The sequence below is a fragment of the Acetivibrio saccincola genome (assembly GCF_002844395.1).
Lineage (GTDB): Bacteria > Bacillota > Clostridia > Acetivibrionales > Acetivibrionaceae > Herbivorax > Herbivorax saccincola.
Genome location: NZ_CP025197.1, coordinates 2,352,933 through 2,375,575, shown reverse-complemented (window position 1 = coordinate 2,375,575; position 22,643 = coordinate 2,352,933). Strand labels below are relative to the sequence as shown.

The 22,643-nt window shown below is 33.6% G+C and carries 18 protein-coding genes; all 18 read left to right on the top strand.

All coding sequences use genetic code 11. From position 1 onward, the window contains the following. Nucleotides 1–17: 17 nt before the first annotated feature. The 18 genes from HVS_RS10695 (at nt 18) to HVS_RS10610 (ending at nt 22,642) form a co-directional block, all read left to right on the top strand. The gene (locus HVS_RS10695) at nt 18–2,651 is read left to right on the top strand and encodes a carbohydrate binding domain-containing protein (RefSeq protein ID WP_101302180.1); all 2,634 of its coding nucleotides are present in this window, start codon (nt 18–20) and stop codon (nt 2,649–2,651) included. A 197-nt stretch (nt 2,652–2,848) separates the two neighbouring features. After that, nucleotides 2,849–3,808 (top strand): acetylxylan esterase, encoded by a 960-nt coding sequence (locus HVS_RS10690; RefSeq protein ID WP_101302177.1) that lies wholly within the window; start codon nt 2,849–2,851, stop codon nt 3,806–3,808. A 316-nt stretch (nt 3,809–4,124) separates the two neighbouring features. Further along, entirely contained in the window at nt 4,125–4,370 is a 246-nt protein-coding gene (locus HVS_RS10685) for a winged helix-turn-helix domain-containing protein (RefSeq protein WP_101302174.1), read from the top strand. A 69-nt stretch (nt 4,371–4,439) separates the two neighbouring features. Further along, the gene (locus tag HVS_RS10680; protein ID WP_101302172.1) at nt 4,440–5,372 is read left to right on the top strand and encodes a HAMP domain-containing protein; all 933 of its coding nucleotides are present in this window, start codon (nt 4,440–4,442) and stop codon (nt 5,370–5,372) included. A 157-nt stretch (nt 5,373–5,529) separates the two neighbouring features. Beyond that, nucleotides 5,530–6,699: a TolB family protein gene (locus HVS_RS10675; RefSeq protein ID WP_159063448.1), complete on the top strand. Its 1,170-nt coding sequence runs from the start codon at nt 5,530–5,532 to the stop codon at nt 6,697–6,699. A 194-nt stretch (nt 6,700–6,893) separates the two neighbouring features. Next, nucleotides 6,894–7,400: a YceD family protein gene (locus HVS_RS10670; RefSeq protein WP_101302167.1), complete on the top strand. Its 507-nt coding sequence runs from the start codon at nt 6,894–6,896 to the stop codon at nt 7,398–7,400. A 46-nt stretch (nt 7,401–7,446) separates the two neighbouring features. Further along, nucleotides 7,447–7,647, top strand: coding sequence for a 50S ribosomal protein L32 (rpmF, locus tag HVS_RS10665; protein ID WP_101302165.1), 201 nt, complete (start codon nt 7,447–7,449; stop codon nt 7,645–7,647). A gap of 173 nt (nt 7,648–7,820) precedes the next feature. Next, the gene (gene der, locus HVS_RS10660; RefSeq protein ID WP_101302162.1) at nt 7,821–9,143 is read left to right on the top strand and encodes a ribosome biogenesis GTPase Der; all 1,323 of its coding nucleotides are present in this window, start codon (nt 7,821–7,823) and stop codon (nt 9,141–9,143) included. Nucleotides 9,144–9,147: 4 nt separating this feature from the next. After that, nucleotides 9,148–9,762: a glycerol-3-phosphate 1-O-acyltransferase PlsY gene (plsY, locus tag HVS_RS10655; protein WP_101302160.1), complete on the top strand. Its 615-nt coding sequence runs from the start codon at nt 9,148–9,150 to the stop codon at nt 9,760–9,762. A gap of 27 nt (nt 9,763–9,789) precedes the next feature. Next, on the top strand, nt 9,790–10,788 hold the full coding sequence (locus HVS_RS10650; protein WP_101302157.1) for an NAD(P)H-dependent glycerol-3-phosphate dehydrogenase: 999 nt from the start codon (nt 9,790–9,792) through the stop codon (nt 10,786–10,788). Nucleotides 10,789–11,029: 241 nt separating this feature from the next. Then, nucleotides 11,030–12,508 (top strand): stage IV sporulation protein A, encoded by a 1,479-nt coding sequence (spoIVA, locus tag HVS_RS10645; protein ID WP_101302155.1) that lies wholly within the window; start codon nt 11,030–11,032, stop codon nt 12,506–12,508. 290 nt (nt 12,509–12,798) lie between these two features. Next, complete coding sequence (locus HVS_RS10640; protein WP_101302152.1) at nt 12,799–13,470, top strand: HAD family hydrolase; 672 nt, start codon at nt 12,799–12,801, stop codon at nt 13,468–13,470. A gap of 2 nt (nt 13,471–13,472) precedes the next feature. Continuing rightward, nucleotides 13,473–14,843 (top strand): sensor histidine kinase, encoded by a 1,371-nt coding sequence (locus tag HVS_RS10635; protein ID WP_101302149.1) that lies wholly within the window; start codon nt 13,473–13,475, stop codon nt 14,841–14,843. A gap of 28 nt (nt 14,844–14,871) precedes the next feature. Continuing rightward, nucleotides 14,872–15,531 (top strand): response regulator transcription factor, encoded by a 660-nt coding sequence (locus HVS_RS10630; protein ID WP_235827690.1) that lies wholly within the window; start codon nt 14,872–14,874, stop codon nt 15,529–15,531. Between the two features lie 320 nt (nt 15,532–15,851). Beyond that, nucleotides 15,852–17,303, top strand: a complete 1,452-nt coding sequence (locus tag HVS_RS10625; protein WP_101302145.1) for an extracellular solute-binding protein — start codon at nt 15,852–15,854, stop codon at nt 17,301–17,303. Nucleotides 17,304–17,350: 47 nt separating this feature from the next. After that, on the top strand, nt 17,351–19,735 hold the full coding sequence (locus HVS_RS10620; RefSeq protein ID WP_101302143.1) for an endonuclease MutS2: 2,385 nt from the start codon (nt 17,351–17,353) through the stop codon (nt 19,733–19,735). Nucleotides 19,736–19,839: 104 nt separating this feature from the next. After that, on the top strand, nt 19,840–20,916 hold the full coding sequence (ytvI, locus tag HVS_RS10615) for a sporulation integral membrane protein YtvI (RefSeq protein WP_101302140.1): 1,077 nt from the start codon (nt 19,840–19,842) through the stop codon (nt 20,914–20,916). A gap of 391 nt (nt 20,917–21,307) precedes the next feature. Then, nucleotides 21,308–22,642 (top strand): MBOAT family O-acyltransferase, encoded by a 1,335-nt coding sequence (locus tag HVS_RS10610; protein WP_338076907.1) that lies wholly within the window; start codon nt 21,308–21,310, stop codon nt 22,640–22,642. The last annotated feature ends 1 nt before the right edge of the window (nt 22,643 follow it).

Here is a 22,643-nt window from a genome sequence, read left to right as displayed (position 1 = left end):
AGGGAGTTGTGCTTTAAATGAATAAAAAATTTACAAAAATATGTCTGCTTTATTTAGTGATGGTTGTAGCGCTTACTCAATTAAGTTTTGATTTAGGTGGTATGTCTCTAAATAAAGTTTATGCTGGTGCAGAAAATGAAATTATAAGAAACGGGGATTTTAGCAGTGGCTCTTCCCAGTGGTCACTTTTTGTAGACTGGGCTGCTAGTGCTAATGCATACAGTATTGTTACTGGAGACGGGGGAGGTAACAGTATTTCACGGACAGGGGTGTCAGGTTTAGGAGATTATGACTGGTCAGTTAAGTTATACCAAAACAATATTACCATTGAAAACTCAAATAAGTATTTGCTGTCTTTTGAGGCTTGGGCTTCAGTAAACAGAGAAATAAAAGTCAAGATAGAGAATAGTAGTAACTATACTTCTTATTTTGAAAGAATCATCTACCTGGAGACTTCAAAAAGAGAGTATTCATTTGAGTTTACCATGAATCACCCTACAGACCCGGCAAGCCAGTTGGCATTTAATTTGGGCTATACAAATAGCTTAGAAAATCAATATCATGATATCTATATTGACAATGTCAGCTTAATATTATTAGAAAGTGTACCATCACCAACGCCAACACCGTCATCAACACCAAAACCAACACCAAAACCAAAGCCAAAACCTGTGCCTACACAGCCTTCTGAATCAGATGATATACAGTCTAATATTAATCTTTCAAGGGATACATTAAATAAGGTTGACCTTGGGAGAATAGTGGATGTGGAGTTTGTACAGGAAGGAAGCTTAGTGGTGGAGGGAGTAATTGAGGCACCCAAGGAAATAGTTATGGTTTTGGATAATTCAGGTACATTTAATTCCTACATAAAAAATGTTCCATGGCCGTTGGATTATGGTATATATGCCCATGATACATTATCAGTGGAAGGATACGATGTAAATATAAACGGAAGTACTTATTCAAAAGACTTTGTATGTACATCACACAGCATCAGGATTACCGAAAAATGCTCATCATTTTCCACCTTTATTACAAGCCCGGAAATTGATGTGGGGGAATTTGAAAACCTTACTGTTCCTGTGGACATGCCCCACTTTGATGCCAGATTAACGGAGGATGCCATAGTATTTGATTCCAGTTATTTTGAAGACGGTGTCAGAGAAATACCTATGCCGGGGCAGGAAGGTATTTTATTAAGATATGAAGCAAGTGAAAACAGGTTTGACATTGTTTCAAATGGAAGTAATACTTTTATAATTGACTCTACTATGTATTTTAAAGGGTCACTTAGAATATCTTTAATGGAAACAAAGAATTTAAATGACTGTTTCCTCCTTGCAGACGGGGATATAGTTATTCAAGGAGCTAACTTCAGGCCTTCTGGTCCTGATGATAAATTATTTATATATTCAAGAGAGGGAAATATAAATATTGAAACCATCAACTCAGAAATAAACGGAATAGTTTATGCTCCTGGAAAATCTGACGACCCGGAAACAGGAAGAATTACTTTTTTAGGAGATAACAATATTATAAACGGAAGTTTGGCTGCTAAAAACTTTAATTTCACCGCCCATAACCTGAAGGTTAATAATCCCGGCAATAAATACGAAGAAATTAAAGAAGAATATTTTCAGGGCGTAAACTACCTGTATGCAATAAAAAATGCAGCAAAAAGTTTTGTAGACAGGTTTACAGGAACCAGGACAAAAATAGGAATAATACAGTACTCTGACTCTGCCAATAACAATGACTTTATATTATATGACCTATCTAAACCAGAAAATGCAGAAGTATTAAAGAACAAAATTGACAGCATCGAATCTCCTGTTACAGGGGAAAGCAATATGGGAGACGGTATAAGGAGAGCTAAATATCTATTAAAAGACCCACGCCAGACACTTAAATATGCTTCAAAACATATGGTTGTTTTGGTAGGTTCGGCACCAAATAAATGGACCAGCAAGCATTTACACAATGAAGAATTTATGCTGCAAGATGGAAATGCATCATTCTTAAAAGGAGACGGGACAAAAGATAGTGACGGAAAATCTTTAGAATATGCAAAAAAGGTGGCGGAAGATTTAGCAGATGAAAACATTACTCCTACATTTATTGACTTTTCACCTGAAGACAAGGATATAGAAAGTCAATTAGATGAAATTGCAGCTTCCAGTGGTGCAAAATTTGTAAGTTCAACAGGAAAGCATTTTTATAAAGCTGACTCAATATCTAAGCTTTCAGGGGTATATGACAACATTTATATGAAGACAATATTTGATACAAGTTTAAACAGCGTTATTTTTGAGATGGTGTTTCCAAGTGGTGTTGAAATTATAGATATACCTGAAAGTATGGTTTTAGAGGAAGTAATGGTTGGCGGGAAAGCCAGACAGAAGCTTACCGGAGCAATTAACAATATTTCATTTAATTTTGATGGCTCTAAGTATATTTTAAGCAATATGGGATTTAAGTTGAGAGTAAGATACACTGAAGTTGGAGAAATAATTTACAAAGGTTCAGATGCGAAAATGACTTATATGATTAATTACATTGACGGAAAAGGAAAAGAACAACTAGAAATTCTTGAGGAGTATTTTGAAGATATGATTGTAAATTCTGTATTTGAAATAGACATAAACTAATAATTTAAGAAGTAGTACTAAAAAATAATATTTAAATTAAACTGTTAAAAATGCCCGGCTTTTTTGGGAGCTAGGGCTTTTTTTCTATTTGACACAGAATAGCAAAAGCCTTAGAATTTAAATATAATTAGGCTAGCAATAAAAACAACTAATTGTAGCTAATAAAAAAGTATAAGTTAAAGAAAGGATGGGAAAATATGCAGCAGTACGATTTACCCCTTAGTGAGTTAAAAAAATACAAGCCGGATTTGACAAGGCAAGAGGATTTTGAAGAATTTTGGAAAGACAGTTTAAAAGAACTTCAAAAAACTAAATTAAGTTACCAGCTTTTAGAGTACAAATATCCTGTTAAGGGGATAAAAGTTTATAAAATATTATATAAAGGATTTAATAATGCAGATATAGACGGATGGTTTGTAATTCCGGAAGGAGATGGGAAACACCCGGGTGTTGTAACCTATCATGGATACAACTGGGCTTTTGACGGTAATCTCCACAGGACAGTTGATTTGGCGTTAAAAGGATATGCGGTGCTGCACATGCTTACAAGGGGTCAACAGGGAATGAGTGCCGACAATGTAGTATCAAGTTCCGGATTTCCTGCCGGATGGCTTACAAAGGGCATATTAGATAAAAATGAGTACTACTACAGAGGGGTTTATTTAGATGCAGTGAGGGCTGTGGAAGTATTAGCATCAATGGATGGTGTTGACAGCACAAGGATAGGAGTTATGGGTTCTAGCCAGGGAGGGGCAATAACTTTAGCTGTATCAGCTCTTTCAGATATACCAAAAGTAGCTTTGGCAGAATACCCTTTTCTTTCAAATTTTGAAAGGGCAGTTGAAATTACCCCTACAGGACCTTATTTAGAAATACCGGAGTTCTTTAGAAGAAACAGCGCCCCTGAAATAGAGGAAAAGGCAATGAAAACTTTGACATACTTTGATGTTATGAATTTAGCCCCCTGGATTAAATGTCATACATGGATGTGCATAGGCTTAGTTGATCAAATTACACCTCCTTCTACAGTATTTGCAGCATATAATCATCTTAATTGTAAGAAAGATATTTCTATATTTAAATATTTCGGGCACGAGTACATTCCGGGAGCCGTGGAACCTCAATTAAAACTCTTAATGGATATTTTACAAAAGTAGAGAATTTTCTTTAAATTGAAGTGTTATAACACCACCATTTTTATAAAATGGTGGTTCTTTATTAGTTAATGTTAACAAATTTGAAACATCTATAGTATAAAATTAATTTATACCCTAGAGGAAATACAATTAAACCAGTAAAGTTTTATAACTATAATAAAGAAAAAGCGTTATTGTACCATATACAAAAATTGTTGATAAAGTTACAGGATTTAATTTTGGTGCAGATGACTATATTACAAAGCCCTTTGATGTCCGGGAAGTAATTGCAAGGGTAAAGGCCTCTTTCAGACGGATTAAAGAAATCCAGGGAAAAATGCAGCACCAGGACAAATATACGATAAAAAAAGATACATATATTAATGTTGATGGACGTGAAATAATAAGAAATGACAAAACCATACCTTTAACGACAAAGGAATTTGATTTAATATATTTACTTTTACAAAATAAAGGCAGAGTGTTTTCCAGAGATGAACTTTTAGACAGGGTGTGGGGGTATGATTATGCCATAGGCACCCGGTCTGTAGACATTCATATTCTAAGGCTGAGAAAAAAATAGGGGACTCTGACGGCTCAATAATTAAGACTGTTTTCGGTGTGGGTTATAAGATGGAGTGAGAGGGCTTTAATGAGGTTTTCTATAAGGGATAAGATTCTTTTAAGTTATATATGTATTTTTGGCATTGCATTTTTAATTATGATTTTTTTTATAAACAGTAGAATAATTAAGAGTAATGAAAATGTGATTTTGACTGATTTAGAGAAGGGGGAAAATGATGTTAACATATATTCACGTCAATTTATCCTTATAAAGGATATTTCTGATCCAATAAGTAAATTTCCGCTAATTTCCATGGACTTACTTAAGGATTTAAATGAAAAAATGAATACAGAAGGTGTAATGTACTATAGAGACGGGAGCATTGCCGGTGATGACTGTCATATGAGCATATTGTCAGATGACACCCAAGACATTAAATTTGCACTAAAAGAACAAAGTGCAGTTACAATTTTAGATAATGGGGGAAGAAAGGTAGCGGTATTTTCAATTCCCATTATAATCGAAAACACTTTAATAGGTGTATACAGATTCTCTAAAGATTATTCAGGCTTATATCAGTATGGGTATTCACTTATAAAGTCAATCAGCATCTTTGCTGTTTTTATAGGCGGCGGAATTGTTGTTGTTTCTCTTTTAATTTCCCGTAGTATATTAAATCCTCTTTTAAAACTGAGGGATTATTCAAAGGTTATTGGAAAAGGGGAGTTTCAAGTAAAAGTGGATATCAAATCTAATGATGAAATTGGGGAACTGGCTGAGCAGTTCGTGAAAATGAAAGACCGGATTTACTCTCAAATTCAAGAAATAAAAGAAAGGCACGAAAAATTAAAGGAGATAGAAAGCTATAGAAAACAATTTTTTGACAATGTTACTCACGAATTAAAGACTCCTCTTACAATAATATCCGGTTATGCCCAGATGATAGAGGAATCAAATTTAATTGACAGCCTTCCAAACAAAGGTACCTGTGTAGAAATAACATTGCCCATAAAAAATTAACATCTTTGAAACAACTATATAATATACTCTCTTTAAAGTATGAATTATAAAAAAGGAGAGGTGTAAAATGAATTCAAAAAGAAAATAGCAGAAAACCATAATTTTAATGGCTGTTACATTAATATGTACAACTATTGGAACCTTATTTTTTTGGAATTTGACAAAGGCAGAAGAGAGTAAGACTTTAGTACTGCCGCCAAAAGAGAATGAGCTTTGGAATCCGGTGCTGTCTAAGACTGTTGTAACAGGAGTAAAGACTTTTAAAATGATTCCTAACAAAATATTAGGTTATTTAGAGGAAAACAATATTTTGCTGCGTAATCCAATGGATAAAAGAATTCCGGAACCTATAAGAAATAGAAAGCTCTGTATATATGATGCTTACAATGACGGCTATAAAGATTTATTTTTAAGTGATGACAGTAGAATAGAAGGTGCCGCTGTAGTGGGGATATCTCCGGACCGGACAAAACTTTTAATTTCGGATAAAATTCTCGGTATTCTTTTAAGTGACAAGGATTATATATTTGAGCCCAGTGAAAAAGAAAATAATTGTGAGTTGTATATTTATGATTTAGCCACAGACAGCAGTTATAAAATAACCGAATTTTTGCTAAGATATGCTAAGACATTTAACGGAGTTGGATGGTCAGATGACGGAGGCTATATTACATATTGTTTAAAAAGAGATGAAGAAAAAACATATGATTTTTTTGTTTATGATATAGCTGAGAAAAAAACGGAAAAATATACTTTGTCAGAAGAAGCGGATAAATATAGCTACATTGATTTACCTAAATATTCCAAAGAGGGGCAGTGTATATTTTTTATAGGCGGTGGTAACTCAGGTTCAAAATTATATAAAATTGATTTAACTGAAGAAATACCAAAAGTGGAATGGCTGGCTGATGATGTTGCGTTTTATAACGTATTAAAAGATGAAAAAAACATAGTTTTTCTAAATTCTTTAAGGGAACCCCGTACTTTAAAAAGAGGTGTGTATTTTTTAGATATAGAAACAAAAGAAATAAAAACTTTATCAGAATATCAGACCAAAAACCATTCCGGATATGATATTTCCCCGGACGGCAACAGAATAGTTTACTTTTATGACTGTGAAGGCAGCATTGATGTTAAAGTTGCAACTCTTTCCGGCAAAGGAATAAAGGACAGCACTACCATATATAAAATGGTAAATAATCCAAGTGACATATGGTGGAGGGTTCTTTGGAACGGTAACGGCACTAAGGTTTTGTTGTCATCTAATAAATCCATGGAATCTTCTGATGAATTAGAAAATTATATTATAGAGTTAGAGTATAAGTAGAAGCAATGATATTTAATATTTAGGATAAGGTGTACGAATAGGATAAGGTGACGAAAACGTATAAATTTCCGGTAATATTTTATGGAGAGCTGCTACACTAATAGATAAGTGGGCAGCTTTTTTTAGTTTTTTAATTCTTGACACGGGGTATAATTGCTAGTATAATATTCACTGTTGGTTTATGAGGTGAAGATATGATATTTGATATAAGCGGTATATTAAAAACTGATGGCGGTGAGTTGCCAATTGAAATAAATCAATTGATGGAGGGTTTAAACGCCATCGCAGATGATTTAAGTTTTGAATCACCTGTTAAATTTAAAGGCAGCATTTTGAACAGTGGAGGGGTTTTAAAGCTTAAAGGTAAATTAAGTACTTTGTATAAATCAAAGTGTTCAAGATGCTTAAATGATGTGGAAGCTGAAATAAATACAGACATTAAGGAAGATTTTTTTGAAGAGGGAAAAGGTGAAGAAGAAGCTTATACATATAGGGGTAAATATGTTGAGCTTGAAAAAGTCTTTAAGGACAATATAATATTAAATCTTCCGGCAAAGCAGGTATGCAGAAAAGAGTGCAGGGGGCTTTGTCCTTACTGCGGGGCTAATCTTAATGAAGAAACTTGCAATTGTAAAAACGAAGAAATAGACTTGCGTTTGGAAGCTTTGGGAGATTTTTTTAAGAATCAGGAAAATAATTAATTTTATGTACAAGTGCCTATTGTATGAATATGAGGAGGTGTAATAAATGGCAGTTCAAAAGCGAAAATGGTCTAAGGCAAGGACAGGGAAGAGAAGATCCCAGTGGAAATTATCTGCACCTAATTTAGTAGAATGCCCACATTGCCACGAATTAAAAATGCTTCACAGAGTATGTAAAGAGTGTGGACACTATACAGTAAAACATAAAGGTGAAAAGAAATCAATTGAGGTAATAAGTGTTGAATAGAAAAAAGGCAGCAGGTAAAAACTGCTGCTTTTTTCTTAAGGTAAAAGGATTGGAATTGTTTTTGTAGTATTATAATTTGTAGTATTGTAAAATAAAAAATGATTTTTGTGGACAAAATGTAACTATAACAGGATTTGTACAGCATAGTGTGTTATTTGAGGGAGGTAAGTAAGTTGGCAAAACCTATTGTTGCAATTATTGGAAGACCCAATGTAGGTAAATCTACTTTTTTTAATTATTTAGCAGGAAAAAGAATTTCCATAGTTGAAGATACCCCAGGGGTTACCAGGGACAGGATATACACAGAGGTGGAGTGGAGAGGCAGAAAGTTTACCCTTATTGACACCGGGGGGATAGAGCCTTATGCTCAGGATAAGATAATGCTTGAGATGAGAAATCAGGCTGAAATAGCTATTGAAACAGCTGATGTAATTGTATTTTTAGTTGATTTAAAAGATGGTGTTACCCCTTCAGATAAGGAAGTGGCATCTATGCTAAGGAAAACAAAAAAACCTGTAATTTTAGCAGTAAATAAAGTTGACAATATAGGGGAGCCCCCGGCTGAAATTTATGAGTTTTATAATTTAGGACTTGGGGAATTTATAGCAGTATCTTCAATTCATGGACTGGGTATGGGAGATTTATTGGATGAAATACACAAAAATTTTCCTGAGGAAAAAGAAGAAGAAGCTGATGACGATGTTATTAAAGTTGCTATAGTTGGAAAGCCCAATGTGGGCAAATCCTCCCTTTTAAATAAAATAACAGGGGAAAACAGAGTTATTGTAAGTGATGTTCCGGGAACTACAAGGGATGCTATAGATGTGCATGTGGAAAATGAGAAAGGAAAATTTACCTTCATTGATACTGCAGGAATAAGAAGAAAAAGCAAAATACGCGAAAATATAGAAAAGTATAGTGTTATAAGATCATGGACTGCGGTGGAAAGGTCAGATGTATGTGTTATTATGATAGATGCCCAGGAGGGGGTTGCAGAACAGGATACAAAGATAGCGGGTTTTGCCCATGAACAGGGTAAAGCATCAATAATTGTGGTTAATAAGTGGGATTTAATTGAAAAAGAAACCGGCACTTTAGAAGAATATACAGAGAAAATCCGCAACAAGCTAAGTTTTATGACATATGCACCTGTTTTATTTATATCAGCAAAAACAGGTTTGAGAATTAATAAATTATATGATTTAATTGAATATGTCCACAGTCAGGCATCAGTAAGAATAGCGACGGGAGTTTTAAACGATGTTTTAAATGAAGCTATTGCAATGGTACAACCACCTTCAGATAAAGGCAGGAGGCTTAAAGTATACTACATAACCCAATCTTCTGTAAAACCGCCAACCTTTATTCTTTTTGTAAACAGAGCAGAGCTTATGCACTATTCCTATGAAAGGTATTTAGAAAATCAGCTTAGGAAAAGTTTTGGATTTGAAGGAACTCCCATAAGATTTAAATTAAAACAAAAGGGTGAGGGATAATTTTATGGTTATAAAGGCTGTTTTAACTTTTTTAATAGGTTATCTCCTTGGAAGTGTAAATACGTCTTTAATTGTAGGCAAGTTTTATAAAGTGGATGTAAGGCAGCATGGAAGCGGAAATGCCGGTATGACAAATACATTAAGAACCCTTGGGAAGCTTCCGGCTATCTTTGTTATAATAGGGGATGTATTAAAAGGTGTTTTGGCATGCATAATTGGCAATATTATACTGACTGATGCGGTAGAAATACATGATAGTTTTGGGGCTATGGTAGGAGGAATAGGAGCAATATTAGGACATAACTGGCCGGTGTATTTTGGTTTTAAAGGGGGGAAGGGGGTTCTTACAGCCTTTGCAGTTATAATGACCACAAAGCCTCTCATTGGACTTATACTTTTGGCGTTTTTTATTTTAATAGTGCTTATAACCAGGTATGTTTCTTTAGGCTCAATAGTTGCAGCAATGCTTTTTCCGGCAGTTTCGTTTTTTATGGAGAAGGAATTTATTTATATCATATTTGCAGGTTTGATAGGTTTACTTGTTATTACAAGGCATAAATCAAATATTGAAAGGCTTATAAACGGGAAAGAGTCAAAACTGGGTGCAAAAAAAACATAAGGATTTTTGGCAGGGAGGTTTTTATAAATGAATAAAAATATATCCATGATAGGTGCGGGGAGCTGGGGAACTGCACTTGCAATTCTTCTTGCAAAGTCAGGTTATAAAGTAAAAATGTGGTCTTGCTTTGAAGATGAAATAGATATGATAAATAATTTAAGAGAGCACAAGGAAAAACTTCCAGGAATAAAAATCCCTGAAGGAGTATTTTGTACAGGTGATATAGAAGAGTCTTTGCATGATTCTAAAATAGTGGTGATGGTTGTGCCATCTCATACTATACGGGAAAATGCAAAAAACATATCAAGTTACATAAAAAAAGATACCATCATTGTAAACTGCTCTAAAGGAATTGAAACAGAAACGGGATTGAGATTATCACAGGTAATATGTGAAGAGATACCTGATGCCAATGTAGTTACTTTATCAGGACCAAGTCATGCAGAAGAAGTTGCAAATGGTATTCCTACTACGGTGGTGGCAGCATCTGAGGATATAGGAGCGGCGGAATTTATACAAGATATCTTTATGACCCCTTTATTCAGGGTATATACAAATTCTGATATTGTGGGGGTGGAAATCGGCGGGGCGCTAAAAAATGTTATAGCCCTGTGTGCCGGTATTTCTGATGGATTAGGATTTGGGGATAATACAAAGGCAGCTTTGATGACAAGGGGATTGGCAGAAATATCAAGGCTGGGAATTTCCATGGGGGCAAATCCCCGGACATTTGCAGGGCTTTCAGGAATAGGTGACCTTATTGTTACATGTACCAGTATGCACAGCAGAAACAGAAGAGCCGGGATACTTATAGGACAGGGGAAAACTCCGGAAGAGGCCATGAAAGAAGTTAAAATGGTGGTGGAAGGGGTTACTACCACAAAAGCTGCATACAATCTTGCTAAAAAAAGAAATGTAACCATGCCCATAACCTTTGAGGCATATGAAGTTTTGTTTAACGGAAAAGACCCTGGAAGTACTGTAAATGCCCTTATGATGAGAAATAAAAAAGATGAGATGTTTTAAATTAATAAAAAATAATATTGGTTGTAAATAAGAGATATTTAAAAGAAGGCAGAGAAAATCTGTCTTTTTTTTTTATCCTTTTTGTAATAATAAATGGATATGCACAATATATTTATATTGATAAAGGTACTAGTACTTAAACCTTAAGTTGTTTTTTGGATATTTCTTAAAAAATGCAAAGGTTTTAGGTAGAAAATAACATTACTTTAGATCCAAAATAAAAGTAAGGGGGTTCTATGGGTTGGAAAAGTATAATATATACCAGCAAATATCGGAAAGAACACAGGGTGACATATATATAGGTGTTGTAGGACCGGTCAGGACGGGAAAATCCACATTTATTAAAAGATTTATGGACTTGTTGGTAATACCCAATATTGAAAATGAGTATTCAAAGGGAAGAGCAAAGGATGAATTACCCCAAAGTGCTTCAGGACGCACAATAATGACTACTGAGCCAAAGTTTGTTCCAAATGAAGCAGTGGAAATTGTACTTGATGAAAATATAAAATTTAAGGTAAGACTGGTTGACTGTGTGGGTTATATGGTAAAAGGTGCGGTAGGGCATATGGAAAATGATGCTCCAAGAATGGTTTCCACCCCTTGGTTTGACCATCAGGTTCCATTTGTTGAAGCTGCTGAAGTTGGAACAAAGAAAGTTATAAATGACCATTCTACAATAGGACTGGTAGTAACAACAGATGGAAGTATAACTGATATTGAGAGGGAAGATTATGTTGAAGCAGAGGAACGGGTTATAAATGAATTAAAAGAAATAAACAAGCCTTTTATAGTTCTTTTAAATTCAACAAGCCCGGGGGATGTAGAAACTGAAAGTTTGAGACAAGAACTTGAGGAAAAATATCAAGTTCCTGTAGTTGCAGTAAACTGTGCACAGCTTAAAATAGAGGATTTAAATAATATAATGGAGAGTGTACTCCTTGAATTTCCTATCAGGGAAATTGGCATTAACATTCCAAAATGGATAGAGTCTTTAGAAGATGAGTACTGGCTTAAAGTTGATATGATTAATGCCGTAAGGGATGTATTTGATGGAATTGAGAGAATACGAGAGATAAAAGGGGCAGTAGAAAAATTTGATGAGTATGAGTTTATTAAAAAAGCCTATGTAGACAACATAAATTTAGGAAGTGGAAATGCCTTAGTAGAGATTAATGTTGAAGACGGGCTTTTTTACCGGGTGCTAAGTGAAATGACTGAAATTGAAATTAGCGGTGAACATAAATTAATAAGCCTTATGAAGGATTTGGCCAGGGTGAAAAAAGAGTATGACAAAATTGAGTATGCACTTAATGATGTAAAGCTAAAAGGCTACGGTATAGTGACACCGCAAATTAGTGAACTGACATTGGAACAGCCTGAAATAGTAAAACATGGCAGCAGGTTTGGAGTAAAACTTAGGGCAAGTGCGCCGTCTATTCATATGATAAGGGCTGATATTGAAACTGAGATAGCACCTTTGGTAGGTACGGAAAAACAGTCTGAAGAACTTGTAAATTATCTATTGAAAGAATTTGAGGGAGAACCGGAAAAATTATGGCAGTCCAATATTTTTGGAAAATCCCTTCATGAGCTTGTAAGCGAGGGGCTTCAAAATAAATTAGGCAGAATGCCGGAAGATGCACAGTTAAAACTACAGGAAACCCTTCAAAAAATAATTAATGAGGGAAGCGGAGGCCTTATTTGCATAATACTTTAATTAAAAATATACTTAAAAAGGCACTGATATATTAAATGGCAGTGTCTTTTTTTATCAAATAAAAAAAATTGCCGGACGTGTTATTAAACTTTTAAAAGATATCTTAGTTTTATAATAACTTGTTTAAAAATGGTATGGGTAAAGAGACGGAAATAAATTTATAAATGATTAAAAACCATTGTGCAATAAAAAGGCGTATTGCGCAATGGTTTTTATTTGTATATCATAATATAAGAAACCATTTATAGCAATGAATTCACAAAAAAGATACAATTTTTTTGGAGGATGCTATGTATAAGTATAGTAAAATAGTAGATAAGATTGCAAAAGAGGGAATAAAATATGCAATTGTTGATGTGGACAACACAATAACAAAGTCAAATGTATTGGATTTGTTTTTATTTTTACAAAAAAAGAGACTAAAATCTTTATACAAGCCCTGGGCTGTATTTTTTTGCCTTACAAAAATTCCAATATATCTTTTACTGGATTTCTTTAATAGAGAATTATTTCAAAAAGCCTTTTATAAAAATTATAATAAATACACCCTTAATGATTTAAATAAGGGGGGAAGGGAGCTTTTTAATGAAATACTTAAAAACAGGTTTATACAGGATGTTCATGATTTGATATTTTATTTAAAAGATAATGGAATAAAAGTTATTTTGTTATCCACCTCTATAGAACCGGTGATAAAAGAATATGGAAAATATTTTAATGTCAAATATAAATGCTTAGAGGTATTTGAATCCGGTGGCAGAGCCTTTGTAGATTTAACTCATTTAAAAAATTTTAAAGAAAATTATATAAAAATGTTCAATAAAGATGAAATTATTTCAATTGCAGATTCAAAACATGATAAAAAAATTCTTATGTACTCTAAATATGCTATAATTGTAAATAAAAGAACAAAAAAGTGGATGAACAAAATAAACAGCCTGGCATTTGTAAGGGATGGGTGATTATGACTATAATATTTATATCTTTATGGACGCTTTCAATATTTTTAATATTGAAAGACCCTAAAAATGAAGAAATGAGATGGGCTTCCATAACTGCTTTTATAGGTGGTTCGGGAGCCTTTGGAAGAGCACTTATTGAAAACTTTATTCCTTACTTTCAAAATCACATAAATATACATGAAAATGTTCTGACCGTGTCAGGTTGGATATATGTATGCTGTACTTTACTTAACATTTTGTTTTTGCCGTATGCTTTTTTAAGATTTAGCTTTACATATGTAATAAAGGAAAACAAAATAAAAAGCATTCTAAAATACTTATTTATTCTGCCCCCGGTTTTTGCACTGATAAATACAATAAACAACGGGAATTTGTTTCCAAAACCGAAATACAATTATATTATTATTAATTTATATGCCATACCATATATTTTAATTGGGTTCTTCATTATTGTAAAAAGAATGATTAGACAAAAAAGTCCAGGTGAAAGAAAGCGGTATTCAGTTGTTTTGCTTTTTACAAGTCCGGTGCTTTTTCAAATGTTTTCTGTTTATTTGTCCAGGCTTGTGGGGTATGTAGAAAATTTCAGGTTTAATATGATTTTCTTTGTTATTATGTTGCCATTTTTTGTTTATTTTTTATTAAGTTCAGGAGTATTGGATGTAAGGCTTAAACTTGAAAAAATTCAAAGGGACTATTCATTAAAAGTAATGTCATCCGGGACAATGATTCTTAATCACGCACTTAAAAACAATGTTTTAATTATTTCCACCTGTCTTCACAATTTAAAAAGTGATTATGAAAAATTAAATAAAAATGTGCCTGAAGAAATCGGGATTATTGAAGAAACTTCTCAAAGTATGCTGGAAATTATAAATAGAATAAAGGAAAAAACAGAAGATTTTAAGCTGGTTATGAAAAATAAAAATTTAAAAGAAATGCTGGATGGGGTTATTTTCATTGTAAATAATGAAATTAGCAGTTCCATTGAAGTAGACATAAATTCAAATTGTGAAGATGATATTTTCATTTATTGTGATGATATACACACTAAAGAAGTAATTTATAATATAATTAAAAATGCCGTTGAATCTATTGAAACTAATAAAAAAGGGAAAATCCGTATTAATGTCTTCAAGGACAAAAAATCCATTACCGTTTCTATATCTGATAATGGCAAAGGGATAAGTAAAAGCGAATTAAATTATATTTACAAGCCCTTTTATACCACCAAAAAGTTTAGAAATAATTTAGGATTAGGACTTACCTATTGTGCACATGTTATGCAAAAACACGGCGGTAACATTTTTATAAAAAGTAAAGAAAATCTTGGGACAACTGTATTTCTTACATTTCCTGCAAAAAGGGAATAAGCATATTAAAGGATAAGGAGGGGATGTGGTGATAAAGGTGATTGCTGTTGATGATGAGCAAAACTGGCTTATTGCGATATCTAATCTTTTAAATAAAGAAGATGATATAAGGGTGGTTGGAACTGCTGACAGCAAGGAGTCTGCAGTAAAATTAATAAAGGATAATTTAAGTTTTGATGTAATATTGATGGATATTAGTTTAAGTAGCAATAAATATGACGGGATAGAGGCGGCTTTAGAAATAAAAGAGCTTAAGAAAGATGCTAAAATTATCATGCTGACATCTTTTGAGGAAAAAGAATTAATTATAGATTCATTTACTGCAGGTGCGGTTAAATATGTGAAAAAAACCGATTATAAAACTATAGCAGATGAAATAAGGGAAGTTTATAATGAGAAATCCTCTTATAAAGCATATGAATTATTAATTGCTGATTTTAGTAAATTAAAAAAAGAGGAGCAATTAAAAGATTTAACAAGTGCAGAAAAGGAAGTATTTGAGCTTTTAGAAAAAGGTTATACCAGATCTGAAATACAGGAAAAACTTATAAAAACAGAAAACACAATAAAAACACAGATAAGAAACATATTGAAAAAACTTGGGGTTAAAAATAGCAAAGAAGCAGTAAGAAAAGTACAAACAAAGGGTATTTTAGAAAAGAAAAAGTATAAAAGTGATAATGGATAAGTTTTGCAGGGTGATAAAAAATAACCCTTCTAAATTTAGAAGTAAAAGGATATAATTAAGGTAAAAGAAAAGAGAATTGCCACATGAAGAGCAACATAGGGATATTTGTAGACAACAGTTTTATATAGGGGAGATAACGGGACAGATTTGATTTTTAAGTAACATGATTTGTGCAGGCAGACTGTATAGCCATATAAGGCTGTACAGTCTGTTTGCATTTTATGTACAGAAAATAAATAACCTCTGTTGTTTTTTTAAGATAAAGTATATAATATTATTTATTGGACGTATTATTTTTCGATGAAGGGGGCTTATAGTCAATGCTAAAAAGGATAGTTCTATTTTTAATATCTATATTATTAATTTTTAATTTTACTGCATGCAGCAGTGATATTGTTAATGAAAATAATGAGAATGATGAAGAGGATTCTTTAGAAATAGAAAAAGATGCAAGTCTTGAAGTCTGGATTATGAAAAACAGTAAAAATTCACAGAAGGATTTTATGAATTTAATAAAACCTTTTTTACGCAAAAATCCTCATATTAAAGTTAACACCACGGTAATAGAGTGGAACCAGGCACTTTTAAAAATAACCGATGCTGCTAAAAATGACAAAATGCCTGATGTTGTACAGCTGGATATGGAATGGGTGGCAGCTATATCATCTTTAGATGTTTTAGCTGATGTGTCCGGGGTAATTAATACAGGTGATTTTGTAAAGGCGTCTTTAGATGTAACAAATATAAAAGGGGAAGAAAAAATAACAGCGGTACCATGGTTTTTAGATACAAAAGTACTTTTTTACAGGAAAGATGCTTGTGAGATGGCAGAAGTAGATGCTTCAAGGGATTTTTCCACTTGGAATACTTTTAAAGAATCATTAAAAAAACTTAATAAGCTGGAAATAGGGGATGAAGAAATAGCTGCATTAGGCGCCTTTGGAGGAAAGGATTTAAATCCTGTAGACGACTTTTCATGGTGGATTTACAGTGCCGGCGGGAATTTTTTAAATCCCGACGGAACTAAATCAGCATTTAACAGTCCAAAGGTACTGGAAGGGATAAAATTTTACAGTGAACTTGCATTAGAAGGGTTAATTGACAGGGAGTCATTGGAAAAAACATACGAAGAAGTGGAAGATATGTTTATTGAAGGGAAATACGCTACTGCATTTTTAGCATTATCTGCAGTAAATAAGTTAGAAAGTCTTGTGGAAAAAGAAAGTGATGAGGAGGAGACAGAAGAAGATTCTTTAACTGATAATATAGGTGTTGCCATGGTTCCGGCAGGTCCTGAAGGCAGGGTATCATTTTTAGGGGGAAGCTTTTTGGCTGTGTCCAAATCATCAGAAAATTTAGATGATGCAAAAGAACTTATAAAATTTTTAGCAAGTGAAGATGCCCAGATTGATTATGCTAAAGTGACAGGAAAATTGCCGGCTTTAAAAAAGGCATGTGAAAACCCGTTTATAAAAGACCATCCAATGCGGGGGGTTTTTAAAGAGCAGTTAGAGTATGGAAGGGCATATCCTGCAATACCACTTTGGGGACCTGTAAAGGTTTGTTTAAATGATGCCATTAAAAAGATATGGGACAATGTATTAAATAATAATGAAGATGCTTATAGTTTTAGCCATACGGAGATAATAGCAGAGGATACGGAAAAATTGATAAATATGGTTCTAGGACATGAAGAAGAAATTGAAGAGCCTGAAGAAGAATCTAAAGAAGAATCTAAAGAAGAATCTAAAGAAGAATCTAAAGAAGAATAGTACTATAAAACTTTTTTAAAAAATGTATCAGTGAAAGAGGTACTGTTATGAATGAGAAAACCATTAAAATACTTGAGTTTGATAAAATAATAAATAAATTGGTGGATTTGGCTACATCCAGCCTTGGGAAAGCCTTGGCAAAAGATTTAATGCCTGATACGGATTTTAACAGGGTAAAAGAACTTTTAAAGGAGACATCTGACGGGGTAAGTTTTATTTTTAGGAGAGGAGAGCCTCCTTTAGGCGGAATTTATGATATAAGGGACAGCATAAAAAGGGCAGAGTTAGGTTCTATGTTAACCCCGGGAGAGCTGTTAAAAATATCCGGTGTCCTCCGGGCTGTGAGAAACATGAAAAATTATGCTTCAAAAGACAGGATTGAAGCAGAACAAGACAACGTAGTAAAGGAGCTTATAAGTCTTTTAGAGACAAACAGGCCCTTAGAGGAAAGAATAAGCAACTCAATTATTAGTGAGGAAGAAATTGCAGATACGGCAAGCAGCACATTAAACAATATAAGAAGACAGATAAGAAATGCCCAGGAGTCTATAAAGGACAAATTAAACGATATTATAAAATCCCCTAAATATCAAAAATATATGCAGGAATCAATTGTTACAATGAGGGGGGACAGATATGTTATTCCTGTAAAGCAGGAGTACAGGGGGGAAATCCCGGGTCTTGTGCATGACTCTTCTGCCAGCGGTGCTACCATTTTTATAGAGCCGATGGCGGTTGTTGAGGCAAATAATAAGATAAAAGAACTTAAAATCAAAGAACAGGCTGAAATTGAAAGAATACTAAAGGAAATAACAGAAGAAGTGGCGGGAATGGGAGAAGGGTTAAAATCCAATGTCTCTCTTTTGGCAAAGCTGGACTTTATTTTTGCAAAGTCAAAACTTAGTTTAAATTATAAATGCACATGCCCTAAAATTAATAGTGAGGGTAAAATTGTCATAAAAAAGGGACGCCATCCCCTTCTAGATGTTAAAACCGTGGTGCCTATAGATTTTTGGATTGGGGAGGATTTTGATACCTTAGTTATAACGGGACCTAATACAGGAGGAAAAACCGTTACATTAAAGACGGTGGGACTTTTTACCCTTATGATGCAGGCAGGGCTTCATGTTCCGGCAAATGAGGGAACCAGCCTTAATGTTTTTAATAAAGTTTATGCAGATATTGGAGATGAACAGAGCATTGAGCAAAGTCTCAGTACTTTCTCATCCCATATGAAAAACATTGTAAATATACTAAATAATGTAGATGACAATACACTTGTTTTGTTTGACGAATTAGGTGCAGGGACTGATCCTACAGAAGGGGCGGCCTTAGCAATATCAATACTTGAAAATGTAAGACAAAGGGGTGCTGTTACAGTTGCCACCACCCACTACAGCCAGCTTAAAGTATATGCTTTAACTACAAAGCATGTGGAAAATGCCTGTTGTGAATTTAATGTTGAAACACTGCAGCCTACATACAAGCTGCTTATAGGAGTGCCCGGAAAGAGTAATGCATTTGCCATATCTAAAAGATTAGGTCTTAGGGAAGATGTTATTGAAAGGGCAAAGGAATTTTTAACAAGGGAAGATATTAAATTTGAAGATATGCTCCAGTCCATTGAGAAAAATTTAAGCCAGACGGAAAGCGAAAAACAGATGGCGGAAAAGTACAGGCTTGAAGCAGAAAAACTAAAAAGGGAAATTGAAGAAAAAAAAGAAAAGCTGAATAAAAGCAGGGATAGGTTAATAAAGGAGGCCCGAGAAGAAGCAAGAAAGATTCTTCTTGAAGCTAAGAGGGAATCAGAAGAAATAATTTCTGAGATAAAGAAACTCCAGAAGGAAAGTCAGATTGAATTAAGGCAAAAAAAGGCAGAAGAAATGAGACTGAAGCTTAAAAATAAAATTGATGACATAGAAGGGAAGCTTTCAAGTGAATTAATAAAAAGAAATAAATCATATAAGGTTCCTAAAAATTTAAAACCCGGCGATACAGTTTTAATTGCTGACCTTAACCAAAAGGCAACTGTAATTGCACCTCCTGACAAGGAAGGGGAAGTGTTGGTACAGGCGGGGATAATGAAGGTAAATGTTCATATATCAACTTTAGAGCTTATAGATGAACAAAAGGATGTTATAGAAAAATCAGGGCTAGGTGAAATAGGTACATCAAAGGCTAAAAATATTTCTACGGAAATAGATATAAGAGGTTTAACCTTAGATGAAGCTTTGGATAAAGTTGATAAATATTTGGATGATGCAATTATTGCAGGTCTAAAGGAAGTATCAATAATACATGGTAAAGGGACCGGGGTTTTAAGAAGCGGTATACAAAAGTACTTAAAATCCAACCCCCGTATAAAATCCTTCAGGCTTGGAAAATACGGGGAAGGGGAGTCAGGTGTTACAATTGTTGAAATAAAGGATTAGTGATAAATTTTCCTTCCCATGCATATATAGAGGTATAGATGCTTTACTGCTTTGTTGCATTTTCAGGGAAGCAAAGGGCACAATTTTAAAAAAGGTGCAATTTTATGCAAATTACCAAAAATATAAAATTTGCTTTTACAACTGCTTTATTTTTTTTAGTGGCGGTGCCGGGTACTTTTTTATTTTTTAAAATTTCAATTTATTTAGCGCCGTTTATTATAGCCTTTGTTATATCAACTTCCATTGAGCCGGTAATAAGATTTTTAATGAAAAAAGCCAAAATATCCAGAAAGGCAGCTGCAATTATAACGGTTTTTTCTGTTGTTACGGTAATAGGGGCGGTTTTGGTTTTACTTACAATAAGACTTTATAAAGAAGCGGTGAGCCTTTCTCAAATGTTGCCGGAGTATGCAAATACTTTATACAGGAATATAAATGAATTTGCCGGGAAGTTTTTAAAATTTTACACCACCCTTCCGGAAGAAATAAGTATATCCATAGAAAACATGTTTAAAAATTTTATACAAGCTTTCATGCTATTTCTAAATTCTGTAGCAAAAAATATTTTAAGCATTGCTGTTCTCCTGCCACAGGTCTTTATATTTTTATCAGCGACAATTTTATCTACATATTTTTTTTCAAGTGACAGAACCGGTATATTAAATTTTGTAAGGGAAAATCTTCCTGAAAACTGGATAGATGTTTTATTGAGAATTAAAAAAGATATATTCATGACACTTTGGGGATATGTAAGAGCCCAGATAATTATGGCGGCAATAACTTTTCTGCAGCTTTTTACCGGGTTTTATATAATGGGAATAAAACACTTTATTTTATTGGCATTAATCCTGTCGCTATTAGATGTACTGCCGGTTTTAGGTCCCGGCAGTGTAATGATTCCCTGGGCAATATATGAATTTTTTGCCGGGAATTTAAAAAGATCCGTTGCTATACTGGTGTTATACGGCATAGCTTTAACTGTCAGGCAGTTAATTGAACCTAAAATTCTTTCAAAGGAGATAGGTTTACATCCGTTGGTTGCTTTAATGTCTTTGTATATTGGTTTTTTGGTATTTGGATATATTGGCTTGATAGCAGGTCCTGTTGTGGTTTTGCTTTTTAAAAATGTAGTTTTGAAAAAGAAAAGTATTAAAGAATTTATATCTCAGTCGAAATTATAGTATAATATTATTTGCATTTTATTTTTATTTAAAAAAGCTTTAAGGACGATGACCTAGAGCTTTTTAAGAAAATCTTTTTTTAAAGCTGAATTTCCTTTTTTGGAGCAAAATTATCTTCCATGGTCCATTTTACGGCAATTCCGTTTTTAAGTCTGAATACAACAAATATAATACCTTATTCATCAGCCTTATAAAAAAGCATTCCTCGTACTCTGGGCTGATCCTTGTCTGTTGTTATATATACTATATGGAGCTTACTTTACAAAAATTAAACCCCATGGTATAATCAGTCTAAATTATATGCAAGAGGGGTGAAGTGTTGGTATTTTCATCAATTACATTCCTGTACTATTTCCTACCTATAGTGGTAGTACTATATTTTATTACACCCATGCCAAATGGTTCTCCAAAATTACGAAATATTACTTTACTTGTGGCAAGCATTGTGTTTTATGGATGGGGAGAACCAATATACCTTCTGCTTATGGTAGCAGAAATTTTTATTTTATGGTTCTTTGGGCTTAAAATTGATAAATATAGAGGAAAATTTAAATCCAAGTTATTTTTAATTCTTTCACTGGTTGTAGGGTTAGGAATTCTAGGATTTTTTAAGTATGCGGATTTTTTCTTATATAATGTTAATAGATTCACTCATATAAATATTCCATTATTAAGACTTGCTCTTCCTATTGGAATTAGTTTTTATACATTTCAAACATTATCCTATTCAATTGATTTATATTGGGGTAAAACTAAAGTACAAAAAAATCCTTTGGATTTTGCAACCTATGTGATGCTATTTCCTCAACTAATAGCCGGTCCAATTGTGCGTTACGTCGATGTAGCGGCTAAACTGAAAACCAGAGAACATACTCTTGAGCGTTTCTCATCCGGTTCAAGACGTTTTATTGTCGGTCTTGCAAAAAAAGTTCTCATATCCAACCTGATGGGGGAATTGGCTCAAATAATGTATCAAAGCCAAGAGTCCAGTATGTTGGGTGCATGGATGTATATTATAGCATATACTTTACATATTTATTTTGACTTTTCTGCATATTCAGATATGGCCATAGGTATGGGCCGTATGTTTGGATTTAACTTTTTGGAAAATTTTAACTATCCTTACACTGCAAAAAGCATAACGGAATTTTGGCGTAAATGGCATATATCCCTCTCATCATGGTTCCGTGATTATGTATATATACCACTTGGCGGTAATCGCACGAGTAGGTCAAGGTTTATATTTAATATACTTTTTGTATGGTTTTTGACAGGTTTTTGGCATGGAGCGGGCTGGAATTTTATTTTTTGGGGACTGTACTACGGGATGCTTCTTCTTATAGAAAAGTTTTTCTTAGAGAAGCTACTCAACAAAGCATCTAAATGGCTAAAGCACATCTATGTTATGCTTATAGTAATGGTGGGTTGGGTATTTTTTGACACCCCAAACCTACTAATGGCTAAAAATACACTTGCAAAAATGTTTGGTTTTGGTGCAGATATGATTGCAGGTGAAGAATCCCTGTATTACCTGCGCAGCTATCTGGTTCTTTTCATCATTGCCATAATTGGCTCTACACCATTTCCCAAACGAATTGCTGCTAAATTTGAAAGTATGAAAGCAATGGTAATAATTGAACCTTTATATATCGCTGCATTATTGATTATTTCTACTGCTTTTCTTGTAGACGGTTCATTTAATCCTTTTATTTATTTTAGATTTTAGG

What these genes read in the sequence shown, in the direction of transcription:
- HVS_RS10695 (WP_101302180.1), top strand. Translation starts at nt 18, where the DNA reads ATGAATAAAAAATTTACAAAAATATGTCTGCTTTATTTAGTGATGGTT.
- HVS_RS10690 (WP_101302177.1), top strand. Translation starts at nt 2,849, where the DNA reads ATGCAGCAGTACGATTTACCCCTTAGTGAGTTAAAAAAATACAAGCCG.
- HVS_RS10685 (WP_101302174.1), top strand. Translation starts at nt 4,125, where the DNA reads ATGCAGCACCAGGACAAATATACGATAAAAAAAGATACATATATTAAT.
- HVS_RS10680 (WP_101302172.1), top strand. Translation starts at nt 4,440, where the DNA reads ATGAGGTTTTCTATAAGGGATAAGATTCTTTTAAGTTATATATGTATT.
- HVS_RS10670 (WP_101302167.1), top strand. Translation starts at nt 6,894, where the DNA reads ATGATATTTGATATAAGCGGTATATTAAAAACTGATGGCGGTGAGTTG.
- rpmF (WP_101302165.1), top strand. Translation starts at nt 7,447, where the DNA reads ATGGCAGTTCAAAAGCGAAAATGGTCTAAGGCAAGGACAGGGAAGAGA.
- plsY (WP_101302160.1), top strand. Translation starts at nt 9,148, where the DNA reads ATGGTTATAAAGGCTGTTTTAACTTTTTTAATAGGTTATCTCCTTGGA.
- HVS_RS10650 (WP_101302157.1), top strand. Translation starts at nt 9,790, where the DNA reads ATGAATAAAAATATATCCATGATAGGTGCGGGGAGCTGGGGAACTGCA.
- HVS_RS10640 (WP_101302152.1), top strand. Translation starts at nt 12,799, where the DNA reads ATGTATAAGTATAGTAAAATAGTAGATAAGATTGCAAAAGAGGGAATA.
- HVS_RS10635 (WP_101302149.1), top strand. Translation starts at nt 13,473, where the DNA reads ATGACTATAATATTTATATCTTTATGGACGCTTTCAATATTTTTAATA.
- HVS_RS10625 (WP_101302145.1), top strand. Translation starts at nt 15,852, where the DNA reads ATGCTAAAAAGGATAGTTCTATTTTTAATATCTATATTATTAATTTTT.
- HVS_RS10620 (WP_101302143.1), top strand. Translation starts at nt 17,351, where the DNA reads ATGAATGAGAAAACCATTAAAATACTTGAGTTTGATAAAATAATAAAT.
- ytvI (WP_101302140.1), top strand. Translation starts at nt 19,840, where the DNA reads ATGCAAATTACCAAAAATATAAAATTTGCTTTTACAACTGCTTTATTT.
- HVS_RS10610 (WP_338076907.1), top strand. Translation starts at nt 21,308, where the DNA reads ATGCCAAATGGTTCTCCAAAATTACGAAATATTACTTTACTTGTGGCA.